Genomic DNA, 13,327 nt, shown 5'->3' with positions numbered 1-13,327 from the left:
GTAAATTTGTGTGTTGATGGCATTTTAAAAATGCTTTAATTGTGGTTCATGAGAGAACAGTCGACCAGTAATCAAAACATTCTGAAAAATCCTCCATTACTAATTAGCATATTAGCAGCTATTGTCGTCTTTATTATAGCTTTATTGATTATTGAGCAACGTCGTAACATTAAAATAACCCAGGCAAGATTTGAGCTGGCTACCGAAATGAAAAGGGTTAATTTTATGTTTAACGATTTCTTCAGCGACATGTACAGCGGACTGGCAGCCATCACACGCATTATTGATGACAAGGGCAATGTTCACAATTTCGACACAGCAGCTAAAGAGGTGCTGGCCAACAATAGCAGGTTAACCAGCATTTCTTTAATTCCCGGAGGCACCATTAAATATACTTACCCGGCTACCAATCATTCAGCATTGGGCAAAAGCATACTGTATGCCGGCAGTAAAGAGGAAGCTGCAGGCGCTCTGGCTGCCTTTAAGTCTAAAAAGATAGTGATCGCTGGTCCATTTACCAATTTTTCGAAAAGGGAATCTATAGCTGCACGCCTGCCGGTTGTTATCGGCGATAAATTCTGGGGATTTGCCAGCGCTTTGATCTCCCTGGAAGATCTTTTAAAAACCAGCAATGTAAAAAACTCGGATAGCAGCAAATATGGGTACAGCTTATCTTACCTGAGTTACATCAACGGTAAAGAGTGCTTTTTTCTTGGGAATAAACCTGCTGACGGCCCTACGACATTAGAAGAACAAATGTCGCCTATCAACTGGAAATTCTATATAACTGCACAGCAGTCTTCGTTTAGCCTCTTCTGGTTGCCTTCCGTTCTGTCATTATTAGGATCCGTAATAGTTGGGTTCTCGCTGAAAAGAACGCTGGACAAAACCTTCAAACTTCAGACGCTGGTTTTCCAAAAAGACCGACAAATTGCTGAAGCACAGAAAGAGTTCAAAGCTATTTTTGATAATGCCCCTATTGGTTTCGCCCTGATTAATCAGGAAACACGGAAGTTTTCGAACACCAACGAGACCTTCAGACGAATTTTCGGTTTGGAAGCAGGCATCTTTCCCGAAGGCAATGAGCCTGTTGCAGGTACAGAGGAAATTTTCTCTGATATGCTGGCAAAGATTAATGAAATAAACGACGAAAACGCAGGCCCGTTGTCGGGCGACTATAAACATGTGACCAAACAAGGCGATGAAATATGGACACACTATAAGTTGTTTGCATTGCCGGCCCCCGCAGGTCAGAACCGCAAATATGTAGTGATTGCCGAAGACATTACCGAAAAGCTGGCTGCAGAACGTAAGCTAAAACATTCTGAAAAGAAATATAGATACCTGTTTGATGAATCTCCTGTAGCATTGTGGGAGGAAGATTTTTCTGAAGTAGTTGCCCTACTGAGAAAAAACGGGATGATGGAAAAAAGCGAGGAAGAGATCATTGAGTATTTCACCAGACAACCCAATGCCCTGGCTTCTTACACCGAACTGGTTAAAATAAAATCGATCAACGACGAATGCTTCAGGCAATACAAATTCAACAGCAAGGAGGAGTTGTTTGCACATTTTCCTAAAACATTGGTGCAAGACAGTAATCTTAATACTTCAAAAAAAATACTGGCAGCAATTTGCACCGGTAAGCACCAATTCAAATCGGAAAGTTTATTCTATGACTCTGAAGGGAAAATGAGAACCTGCATTTTATCATGGCAGGTGATCCCGGGACATGAAGAGAACTATGACCAGATCATATTAACAACTGTTGATATTACAGACCTGAAGAATTCTAAAGAAGAGCTGCGTAAGTCTCTGGAGAAACTGGACCATCAAAACAAGAGGCTTCTTGATTTCTCTTATATAGTATCTCACAATTTAAGATCTCATGCCAGCAATATACAGTCTTTAACTGACCTGATACTGTCATCTCAGAACATCGAAGAAAAAAAAGAACTGGTAATTTACCTGCACAAAGTAGTAAAAATTTTAGGCAGTAGTATTGATGCCCTTAATGATGTGGTAACTATTAATGCAGATATTGATGTGTCGCAACAACAGGTTAAACTACGGGAGGCAGTAGATAAAACAGTTCACGTATTGAGCGACAAAATCCGTCAAAAAGAAGGAGTTATACTTAACAATATTCCCAAAGACACAACAATATTTCACAATAGGGCCTATATAGAAAGTATTTTGTTAAATTTGATTTCGAATAGCCTTAAATATTCTAAGCCAAATGTTTGTCCAGTTGTGAGTATTACTTACAACCAAGAGAATTATGAAAAAATTCTTACCGTAAATGACAATGGTATAGGTATAGATCTGGAGAAGAACGGTCATAAATTATTTGGCCTCTTTAAAACTTTTACGCATAACCCTGATGCCAAGGGGGTAGGTCTGTATATAACCAAACGACAGATTGAGGCCATGGGAGGACGAATTACAGTGGACAGTATAGTAAATGTAGGAACCACTTTTAAAATTTATTTTAAATGACAACGCGAAAGAATGTACTGGTTGTAGATGATGACCCCGTTTTTAAATTAATAGCGAGAAAACTTTTTGAAAGAAGTGGTGATTTTTTTGAAGTAACATTTGCAGAGAACGGACTTGAGGCTATTGAACTTTTAAGAACAACGATCGAAGGGCAGACATCGCCTCTGCCTGATATTATCCTGCTGGATATAGAGATGCCGATCATGAACGGATGGGGCTTTATGGAAGAATTTGTAAAGCTACCTGCTGAAAATACCCGGGATATCAGCGTTTATACAGTTAGTTCTTCTATTGCCCAGGAAGATAAAAACAAAACAGCTTCCTACCCTCAAATTAAGGCTTATATCACCAAGCCACTTACCGTTGATATTATCAAGAGTATTGCCGGAATACCTTAAGCCTTTTATTTCTCAACAACGCCTTCATAAACTGTAGTATCGCTTTCCAGAATAGGAACTTTATAGCCACCCGTATCAATTACTGTTTGGGGTAATTGTTTTTTTAAAGCTACCAGATCAAACCCGGCGCCTGTTACATTGTATAAGTAAAGTCGTTCTAACATCTTTAAACCCGCCAGTTGCGCTGGTCCATTAGCAGATACACGCGTTCCTGACAAATTAAGGTATTGCAGTTGCTGAAGTGTAGCCAAAAACCGTAAGCCGGCATCTGTTACAGGGTTACCTTCTAAATGAAGTCGTCTTAAGTTACGCAGCAGACCTATTGTTTTAAGGTTCTCATCTTTGAGTCCTTCATGTCCCACCTTTAACCATACTAACTGATCCTTTAATTCTTCTAATAATTTCAGCTCTTCAGTTGTTACAGGGCCGGCACCCACAAAATTGGCGGAGAGGTAATTGCTGTTGGATGCTACAGGTATAACGACTACGCCCTTCTCCCGAAGCGCCAGGAGCGTCTTATTATTGGCCGCAGCAATTTCTTTTTCAGGCAAAGAGCCCGGCTCTTCTTTGTCTCTGGTACCTCCATTTTGCAAGGCTGTAAGTATCGGTTTGATCTTATCCGATACATTGGACTGACTTACTTTTTTATCAAAACCGGCACCGCTATTTACCCACCAATGCAGCAGATCTATTTCCTGCCGGTTAAGCTGTGGCTTTTCTTTGGGTGGCATATGATCTTCATCGCTTTGCGGCAATAACAGCCGTTCTATCAATATGCTTTTTTCAGCATGATTCCAGTCAACAGCAATGCCTCCTTTACCACCTTTTAATATATAAGCCGGCTCGTCAAGTCTCAACTTTCCTTTTTGCTTACTACTGCTATGGCAACTGTAGCATTTAGCTGAAAGAATGGGTTTTATAATATCGTTGTACACTACAGCCTCCTGTACGTTAGCAATGGCTTTAAACTCGGTTGTCGCATTTGTATTTTGCAGGGGTGCTACCAGGTAATCAGCACCGTGAGTAATGGAGCCGCCTAAATGTCCGGCAACCGTAACGCATATTACCAGCAGTATCATTACAGCTTTTAAAAACTTTAGTTGCAAGCGATGTATGACATAGCTTACAATTGCTACAATTGCTGTTACGATTCCCATCCATTGATGCGGTGCAACAATGTCTTTATCATAGTCTCCACTGTTCGCCAGCAACAGGCCTGAAACACATGCAGCAATGGCCGTAAGCATTCCACCCAATAAGGCTATGCTGATGAAGCTATGCTGTGATTGTCTTTTTTCGGCCTTTGCAAAAATATAATACAGGCAAACCAATAGCAGCACACCTATGGGCAAATGCACTATAACAGGATGCATGCGTCCTCCCAAGTCTGTTATGCTATTTAGAAGCACAGAAAGTTTAAACATTTACTGTGGCTGTTAATTATGAAGCGTAACGCTTTTTTAATAATTGCATCATACCCACATTAACCTGCCACAAATCAGCCAGGGGTTTCCTGGTGAAAGGCATGGTTGGCATGTAATCGGGCGGACCAAATTCCGTCAAAAAAGTGATGTTTCCACCCTCTTTCCGCTTCCGCTCCACTACTTTATCCCACCATGCGAAATGTGCTTTTACAGCATTTTCCCATTCGGGTGCCTGGGGATCATTTACCTGCGGCCCCTGCTGATGCCCTATGCGTGCATGTATATGTTCCACCCGATCCAGTGCCTGGTTCACCGTTTCCTGTTGATCGGCCAGCAGGCTTTCATGCACACAGCACCAATGAGAAATATCCAATGTCAGTTTTAAATCAGGATATTGATTCATAAAAGTTCTGGCGACAGGTGCTGCGTACAACATACGCCCCCGGTGCGTTTCATGGCATATTTTCATACCGGTTTGTTTAGCCAGGTCCAAAGTGTATTCTATAAACTTTGCGTTATCATCAAAACTGAAAAAATCCTTCCCCGAATGATTATTGATATAAAGTGGTTTTTGACGGGACTGGCCGGTGGCATCATCGATCATCTTTTTAAAGGCTGCCAGGTGTTCTGCCGGGTTCGTTTGCCAGCCGCCGCATAAAAAACCTATTTCAAGATCATACTTCTTTAACGCATCAAATATTTCATCCTGCTTTTTCTTATCATCCGTCCACCAAAGCTCTATACCGTCATAGCCTGCCTGCTTGGCCCTATTGCAAAACGCATCCATGGAGCCTTCGATCCCCCAATTGGTTGCCATTATTTGCATCCTAAATCCATTTGATGGCTTACGTTGTGGTTTATTGAACATGGCGATACTGTCTATAGATGCTAATAATAACGCAGCCGAGCCAGCGGCTGAAGTCCTGATAAAACGTCTCCTGTTTTGTTTCATTAATTTTTCGTTTCGTCTGTTATTAGGCGAGAATATCATGTATTACTTTGCCCCCGACATCGGTAAGCCGGAAGGGTCTTCCTTGGAATTCATAGGTAAATTGTTCATGATTAAATCCCAGCTGGTTTAATATAGTGGCCTGTATATCGAAGGCTTCTGTTTTACCTTCTACAATACTATAACCTATCTCATCTGTTTCACCATAGCTGGTTCCGCCTTTTACTCCACCACCCGCCATCCATACGGTAAAAGCGTCACCATGATGATCTCGTCCTTTAAAGGCCATAGTTTTCCCATCCCTGTTTTCCTGCATGGGTGTACGACCGAATTCTGCGCCCCATACTACCAATGTTTCATCCAATAACCCTCTTTGCTTTAAATCCAGTAATAATGCGGTCACCGGTTTATCAACCTGCCTGCACTTATTAACCAAACCTATATCAACGGCATTACCTGCGGAATCTCCGTGTGCATCCCAACCCCAGTCAAACAACTGCACAAACCTTACGCCCTTTTCTACCAGCTTACGGGCCAGTAATACATTGTTGGCAAAACAGGCTTCGCCGGGCCTGGTGCCGTACATATCGTGAATATATTGCGGTTCATCATTAATATTCATTACTTCGGGAACCGATATCTGCATCTTATATGCCATTTCGTATTGAGCAATGCGGCTCAATATTTCCGGATCATTATAAGCCTTATACTCTTCCCGGTTTACTTCATTAATTGCTTCAATAGAAGCTTTACGTATATCGCGGTTCATTCCCGCAGGATCTGCAATAAACAATACCGGGTCACCCTCACTGCGGCATTGCACGCCCTGGTACACACTAGGCAAAAAGCCACTGCCCCACAGGCTTTTTCCGCCATCGGGATTATTGCCACCTGAGGTAAGCACTACGAATCCTGGAAGATTTTTATTTTCTGTACCTAGTCCGTATGTAATCCAGGAGCCAATACTGGGCCGCCCGCCTCTTGCCGAGCCGGTATTCATTAATAACTGGGCCGGTGCATGATTGAACTGGTCTGTGGTTACGGTATTGATAAAAGCAATATCATCTATCACATTAGAGAGATGTGGCAGGTTATCAGACAACCATAAGCCACTTTGCCCATGCTGCCTGAATTTTGCCTGGGGCCCGAGCATCTTTGGCACACCCCTGATAAAGGCAAACTTTTTCCCCTCCAGCAAAGATGGGGGGCAGTCCAAACCATCGAGTTTAGCCAGCTCCGGCTTATAACTAAACAACTCCAGTTGAGATGGCGCACCGGCCATATGAATATATATAACGGATCTTGCCTTACCCGGGAACATCGGTGGCTTGGCCGCCAACGGGTTAACCGGATCAAAAAGTTGATTGGAGGATGCGGACTTTTCTCTGCCGCAGCCGCCCAATAAGGAACCAAAAGCCAGTGCGCCTAAACCAAATGCACTTTCTTTTAAAAAGTGCCGCCGGGTATGCATTTGCATTTGTACATGAGCTGCTTCTTTTTTAAGCCGGTCATTATGTAATTCATCTTTGGTCATCAGCGGGCAATAATTTAATGAAGTATTAGTTATTACTTTTTATACTCAATTCAATTAACTTTTCGTCAGCCATTCATCGAGGTTTAACATGGCGTTAGCCACTACAATCATCGCGGCCATTTCAGGTTTGGCAGCCGTTCCCTTTATGCTGTCTCCAACCAGGTTCGCCGTTTCATTGGCATCCGCGTTAAAAGTTTTTAAAGACTTGTTGTACAAACCTATCAGGATATCCAGCTTCGCGGGTTGAATGGGTTTATACATCATACATTCATATCCTTTTTCAATCTGCTTTCTGGCGTCTCCCCCACCAACACTCGCCATTCTTTTAGCAAAATGCCTGGCCATATCTAAATAAGCAGAATCGTTTAAAGTGCTTAATGCCTGTAAAGGTGTATTAGTGCGTATACGCCGGGGTAAACACACATCCCGCATAGCCGCATCAAACCCTATCATTGACGGGTAGGGTGCCGTACGTTTCCAGTAGGTATATACCGCTCTCCGGTATTGATCTTCGCCTTCGCTCTGTTTCCAGTCTGCACCATTATAAGGCGATTTCCAGATGCCGGGCGGCTGGTAAGGCATCACACTTTTTCCAAACATTTTAGTACTTAACACTGCACTCACAGCCAGCGCCTGATCCCGTATTTGTTCGGCAGAGAGCCTCACTCTTGGACCTCTCGCATAAAATTTATTGGAAGGATCTTTTTCCAGCAATTCATCCTGCACTTCCGAACGCTGGCGATAGGTGGCCGACATCACTATTTCTTTCAGCAGTTGTTTCACGCTCCATTTGTTGTCGTTCATAAAGCGCCATGCTAAATAATCCAGCAATTCTTTATGCGTAGGAGCTACCCCCTGTGTACCCATATCTTCTAATGTCTCTGCAATGCCAGTTCCGAACAGCTGCTCCCACAAACGGTTTACCATGGTTCTTGCAGTAAGCGGGTTATTTTTATCCGTCAACCACATAGCCAGTCCCAGCCTGTTCTTGGGAGCTTTGGCCGGCATGGCATTTAGAACCGCAGGCACGCCTGCCTGTACGACATCGCCCTTCGAAAGCCAGCTTCCCCTATCGAAAATATTAGTGGTGCGGAACATGTCAGAAGGATTTTCTACAAGTATGGGCGTAGCCGTATAATCAGCAGATACGATCAACTCGTTATAAAATTTATAGGCACTATCATAGCCTGGTAAATCTTTGCCCGGGAACGTTTGCTTTAAATAAAACCAGCTGAATGTGGCACCGTTTTCTTCCGGTGTTTTTAAAGCAGGGTTGTGATAAGTAAGCCAGATATCATGCACACCTCCCGGTGCCTTGATGTCAACAGTTGCCACCTGCCACCCCTGGGTGGGTTTTAACACCACGCTTGCGATAACCGGACCTTTTAAAGAATCTGTGTGCAGCTGCCACAAACCTCCCTGCACACCAGTAGCGTAACGAAACATCAGCTCCGTCTTGTTGGTCAGGTCCACTTTTTTAAGACGGCTGCTACCATTATTGCGAAGCGAGAGCCATTTAGTATCGGCTAACGCACTGTTTGTGAAAGCATCTGTTGTTACCGAATTGATAACAGGTTGGCCCGTTTTTAAAAATCGTATGATATGCTCTTTTTCATTTTCTTTTACATTAGCTGACAGCCATGCTTTTAACTTTTCAAACTTCAGGCTATCGCCATTCTTATATTCACGCAGCAAGGGAAAATCTTCGAATGTGTCTTCATCCCGGGTGTTATTAAAGAAAGCCATAAACCGGTAATAATCCTCGTGCTTAAAAGGATCGTAAGGATGGCTGTGGCATTGCACACAGGCAAAAGTAGTTCCCATTAAAGCCTCCCATGTTGTGTTTACGCGGTCCAACACTGCAGCGGTACGATACTCTTCATTATCGGTACCTCCTTCATCATTTGCCAGGGTATTGCGCTGAAAGGCAGTAGCGATGTATTGCGCATCAGTAGGATTGGGTAAAAGATCTCCGGCTATTTGTTCGATCAAAAAGGCATCGTAAGGCTTATCACTATTAAAAGACTCTATCAGCCAGTCGCGGTATCGCCATATAGAGCGATGCGCATCTTTTTCATATCCCTTTGTATCGGCATAACGCGCCAGGTCGAGCCAAAGAGAAGTCCATCTTTCTCCGTAAGCCGGTGAGGCCAGCAAGGCATCGACCAAATTTTCATAAGCCTTATCAGAAGGATCATTTAAAAACTTTTTAGATAACGGTTCAGAAGCAGGTATCCCGGTGAGATCCAGGCTAACGCGTCTCAATAAAGTAGGCTTATCGGCTTCCGCAGCCGGCGACAAGCCTGCTGCATCCAGTTTATCGTAAATAAAGCGATCTATATCATTTTTACTCCAATCATCGTTACCATCAGGAACAGCTTCTTTTTGTACAGGAATGTAGGCCCAGTGCTTACCCCATTCGGCCCCCTGCTTCACCCAGTTTTTCAGGATCTTTATTTCTGCATCGGGAAGCGCGTCATGTTTATATGGCATTCGCTCTTCCGGATCATTTACGGTCAGGCGGCGAATGAATTCACTTTCCTCTGGTTTGCCAGGTACTATTGCAGGCTTACCGCTCTCTGTTTTGGCCAATGCTTCTTCCCTGAAAAGCACGCTAAAGCCACCACTTTGTTTCACCCCGCCGTGACAACTGATACACTTTTTATTGAGAATGGGTTTTACATCAGCATTAAAATCCACCTTCTTTTCTGATGAAAAAAAATACCATGCCCCGGCTGTAACAGCCAATAAAGAAGCAACCAGTAATACCCTGTAATTTGATAGAATCATACCGCAATCGTTCTTCAAATTTATGAACTCTTCTCTGCAATCGTTGTTCAGAATTGTTCAAAAGTTACAGTTTTTTAACCAGTTTCGGAAGGTTTGCTACGACGACGCTTTCATCAGCGCGGCAAACATGGTATCCGCTTTTTGTTCATACCCCTTTAAAACCAGTTGCTCAACCAGGTCTAATCCTTCCTTTTGAAGCCGGTTTATCTGTCCTTCATTTTCTTTTTCGAATACTGAACAGGTTATATAAAGCAGGTATCCCCCGGGCTTCAGATATCGGGTAGCGTTGATCGTAATAGCAGACTGAAGCTGAACAAAAGTGTCGATACTTGCCGGGTCAAAATAAAGGAGCTGCTCCGGGGTGCGTGCCCAGGTTCCGCTGCCGCTACAGGGTACATCGGCAATAATCAAATCAAATTGTTTAGCCGGGTTAGCATGGGTTGCATCTGCAACCAGCGCACGATAGTTTTTAAGTCCCGCTTCCTGGAACCTCCTTTTTAAGTTGGCAATAATCGAAGGTCTTATATCCGATACAGTGAGTTCTATTTGCCCTAATACATCATTGGCCAGTATTGACTTTCCGCCACTGGCAGCACAACAGTCCCATACAGCCGGAGGCGGCCCATTCTTATATATTGTTTTATATAGCAACAGCAGCGCTCCTGCTCTTTGTGAACTGAGATCCTGTACAACCACTTCCTGGTTCAATCGCACCGCATCTTCAACACGAACACTGTTGTTTAACCGCAAGCTGTCGCCCGTCAAAACAAAAGGAATATCTGCAGCCTGGAGCTTGTCGATAACTGAGTCTTTATACCCAGACCGTATACGCAGAAACAAATCAGGCTGTACAAGATGAGAACCTATAAATGCATCAGGATCAATACCTGCACTTAATTGATGGGTCAATGGAAAGATATGATCAGGAGGTTCCATTGGTAAATGAAAGCTGTCAAAAAAAGCATTCCATTCTTGGGGCCAGTCGGTTTTGGAGAGGCTATAACCTTTCACCAGTTTTTGTTCGGTTGTTAGCTGGGGATAGGACTTTCCTGATCGAAAATAACAGTAACAAAGCCCGGATATCTGTCTGCGATCCTTGCTGCCAAATTTCTTATGTTGAGAAAAATAACTCTTTATAAAATGAGCAAAAGGGATGCGGCCATCGTAAGATTGCAAAATAGTTGCAGCACTGTTTAAGTGCGAATAGAACCGCCTGAATACCGGATCCTGTATTTCAGTATTGCTCATATTACTATTAAAAAAATGGTTCGTGCATTGAACACGAACCTATTACTTCTGATTATACTTTTGATTTTATTATAATTCCAATAAGGCTTTTACAGGATCTTTCTGAACCAGCAATAATGCAGGATTTTCCAGCAACTCCTTCACTCTTACCAGGAAGCTTACTGATTCACGCCCGTCAATAATGCGGTGGTCATAGCTTAATGCCACATACATCATCGGGCGTATCACTACCTGCCCGTTGATGGCCACCGGGCGCTGAATGATATTGTGCATACCCAGTATGGCGCTTTGAGGGATATTGATAATCGGCGTACTTAGCATCGAACCGAATACACCACCATTTGTGATGGTAAACGTTCCACCGGTAAGATCTTCCGCTGTCAACTTGCTGTTTTTTGCTTTATTAGCCAGGTTAATCACTTCTTTCTCTATATCGGCCATACCCAGGCTCTCTACATTGCGTATTACCGGCACTGTTAAACCTCTCGGCGTGCTTACTGCTATGCTGATATCTGCATAATCGTGAAACAAGATCTGGTCTCCATCAATATAAGCATTAACCGTAGGCCACTCAGACAAAGCAATGGCACAGGCTTTGGCAAAAAAGCTCATAAAGCCTAATCCAACACCATGCGCTTCTTTAAACTTGTCTTTATACTTAGCACGAATATCCATGATCGGCTGCATATCCACTTCGTTAAAAGTGGTCAGCATAGCTGTGGTATTTTTTGCTTCTACTAATCTGCGGCTGATGGTTTTACGCAGGTTGGTCATCTTCTCTGCACGCTGGTTGCGTGTGAAAAGCTCGCCTCCGTCGAAGGCTTGCTTACCCGGACTTGCCAAAGCAGCCAGAACGTCGTCTTTTATTATCTTACCAGAAAAGCCGGAAGGCTTCACTGTTTTAGGATCTACTTTTTTATCTGCTATAATTGCCGAAGCCACTGGTGTTGCTTTCACGTCAGCCGTTGCCGTAGGTTTCTGTGCTTCTACCTTCTTTTCTTCCGCCTTAGGAGCCGGCTTTTCGGATGCAGCTTTAACCGGCTTGCCGGTTGTTTCTTTGATAACAGCAATGGTATCGCCAATCTTAAGTGTATCACCTTCTGCAACTGAAGATTCTAAAATTCCTGCCAGCTCAGCATTTACTTCAAACGTAGCTTTCTCGCTTTCCAGCTCAGCAACTACCTCATCTCTTTCTACATAGTCACCTGATTTTTTAACCCATTTTAAAAGCGTTACCTCGCTGATAGATTCACCTACGGTTGGTATTTTAACAGGTACTTCTTTTCCGGTTGTTTTTATTGGTTCTGCTGCCTGTTCCGGCTCGGCTGCTTTTTCAGGAGCCGCTTCTTTGGACTCATTTGCCGCCGGAGCATTGCCTCCTTCTGGTTTTGCGGCCGCATCATCAATGCTGGCTATTACATCTCCGATATTAATAGAGTCGCCCTCAGCAACCGTCGTTGTCAATACGCCCGCTTTTTCAGCGTTCACTTCAAAAGTGGCTTTTTCACTTTCCAGCTCGGCTATTACTTCGTCTCTGTCAACGTAGTCGCCTGTTTTTTTGACCCATTTTAAAAGCGTTACTTCACTTATCGACTCGCCCACCGTAGGCACCTTAATATCAACAGCCATAAATACAAATGATTTTTAAAGAATAGGTTGGCAAATTACGTAAAAATGACAAAAAAACGGTTTTAAATAGGTTGTGATATTTTAAAAATAGCTTACATTAAAAAAACATCCCCAGAATTAGTGATGAATTGCTAGTATGGCTTCAATTATCTTTGATTGTAAGATGAGTACCCTCCCTATTAAAGTAACTGTTTTTGACGATAATGCCTATCGCAGGGACAGTTTATGCATGCTAATCAACTCCTCGCCCAGGATGACCTGCGCGGGAACTTTTTTTGATTGTAGCAATGTAATTGCTGATGTCAGGAAAACGGCACCAGATGTGGTGCTGATGGATATTGACATGCCGAATGTAAATGGTATTGAAGGCGTGAAGCTGATCAGGATGAACTTTCCTAAAGTTCAGGTATTAATGCAAACTGTTTTTGAAGATGACGATAAAATATTTGCGTCTATTTGTGCAGGCGCTTCCGGGTATATTTTAAAGAAATCGACACCGGCCCAGTTATTACAGGCTGTGGAGGATGTATATAATGGGGATGCAGCCATGACGGCATCGATAGCTAAAAAGGTATTGACAGCTTTTCAGAAAAATGTGTTTTATGAAAACAACCAGGAAATCTCTCTCACACCAAGAGAAAAAGAAGTGTTGGGCTACCTGGTAAAAGGATTCAGCCACAAAATGGTGGCATCAGCCTGCGGGTTAAGCATTCACACGGTCAATACACATATCAAAAAGATATACGAAAAACTACAGGTAAACTCTGTTGCGGAAGCTGTAGTCAAAGCATTAAACCAAAAATTAATATAAAAATCTCATGTTTAGTTTTGAATATAAGAGGGCGGAATGTCTATT

The 13,327-nt window shown here is 43.1% G+C and carries 9 protein-coding genes; 3 read left to right on the top strand and 6 right to left on the bottom strand.

Translation table 11 applies throughout. The features are described 5' to 3' along the window. Window positions 1-48: 48 nt before the first annotated feature. Together ACLOAU_RS12235 and ACLOAU_RS12230 are read left to right on the top strand one after the other, a co-directional pair. Window positions 49-2,499, top strand: a complete 2,451-nt coding sequence (locus ACLOAU_RS12235) for a PAS domain S-box protein (protein WP_427862157.1) — start codon at window positions 49-51, stop codon at window positions 2,497-2,499. Beyond that, window positions 2,496-2,897 (top strand): response regulator, encoded by a 402-nt coding sequence (locus ACLOAU_RS12230; RefSeq protein ID WP_427862156.1) that lies wholly within the window; start codon window positions 2,496-2,498, stop codon window positions 2,895-2,897. Before ACLOAU_RS12235 ends, ACLOAU_RS12230 begins: the two co-directional genes overlap by 4 nt. Before the next feature lie 5 nt (window positions 2,898-2,902). Here the strand turns inward: ACLOAU_RS12230 and ACLOAU_RS12225 are convergent, their stop codons facing one another. From ACLOAU_RS12225 to odhB, 6 genes are all read right to left on the bottom strand, one after another. Then, on the bottom strand, window positions 2,903-4,321 hold the full coding sequence (locus ACLOAU_RS12225) for a c-type cytochrome domain-containing protein (RefSeq protein ID WP_427862155.1): 1,419 nt from the start codon (window positions 4,319-4,321) through the stop codon (window positions 2,903-2,905). A gap of 16 nt (window positions 4,322-4,337) precedes the next feature. Beyond that, window positions 4,338-5,273, bottom strand: coding sequence for a sugar phosphate isomerase/epimerase family protein (locus ACLOAU_RS12220; RefSeq protein ID WP_427862154.1), 936 nt, complete (start codon window positions 5,271-5,273; stop codon window positions 4,338-4,340). Between the two features lie 22 nt (window positions 5,274-5,295). Further along, window positions 5,296-6,804, bottom strand: a complete 1,509-nt coding sequence (locus tag ACLOAU_RS12215; protein WP_427862153.1) for a DUF1501 domain-containing protein — start codon at window positions 6,802-6,804, stop codon at window positions 5,296-5,298. 54 nt (window positions 6,805-6,858) lie between these two features. After that, the gene (locus ACLOAU_RS12210) at window positions 6,859-9,594 is read right to left on the bottom strand and encodes a DUF1553 domain-containing protein (RefSeq protein ID WP_427862152.1); all 2,736 of its coding nucleotides are present in this window, start codon (window positions 9,592-9,594) and stop codon (window positions 6,859-6,861) included. A gap of 96 nt (window positions 9,595-9,690) precedes the next feature. Further along, a complete protein-coding gene (locus ACLOAU_RS12205; protein ID WP_427862151.1) occupies window positions 9,691-10,842 on the bottom strand; it encodes a methyltransferase domain-containing protein in 1,152 nt (383 codons plus the stop codon). A gap of 69 nt (window positions 10,843-10,911) precedes the next feature. Then, on the bottom strand, window positions 10,912-12,471 hold the full coding sequence (odhB, locus tag ACLOAU_RS12200; protein WP_427862150.1) for a 2-oxoglutarate dehydrogenase complex dihydrolipoyllysine-residue succinyltransferase: 1,560 nt from the start codon (window positions 12,469-12,471) through the stop codon (window positions 10,912-10,914). A gap of 136 nt (window positions 12,472-12,607) precedes the next feature. Between odhB and ACLOAU_RS12195 the strand changes: the two genes are divergently transcribed. Further along, entirely contained in the window at window positions 12,608-13,282 is a 675-nt protein-coding gene (locus ACLOAU_RS12195; RefSeq protein ID WP_427862149.1) for a response regulator transcription factor, read from the top strand. The last annotated feature ends 45 nt before the right edge of the window (window positions 13,283-13,327 follow it).

The organism is Paraniabella aurantiaca, from assembly GCF_050309965.1.
In the GTDB taxonomy this organism is placed as follows: Bacteria; Bacteroidota; Bacteroidia; order Chitinophagales; family Chitinophagaceae; genus Niabella.
Note: the sequence above shows the minus strand (reverse complement) of the source record. Positions and strands in the feature narration are given on the sequence as shown.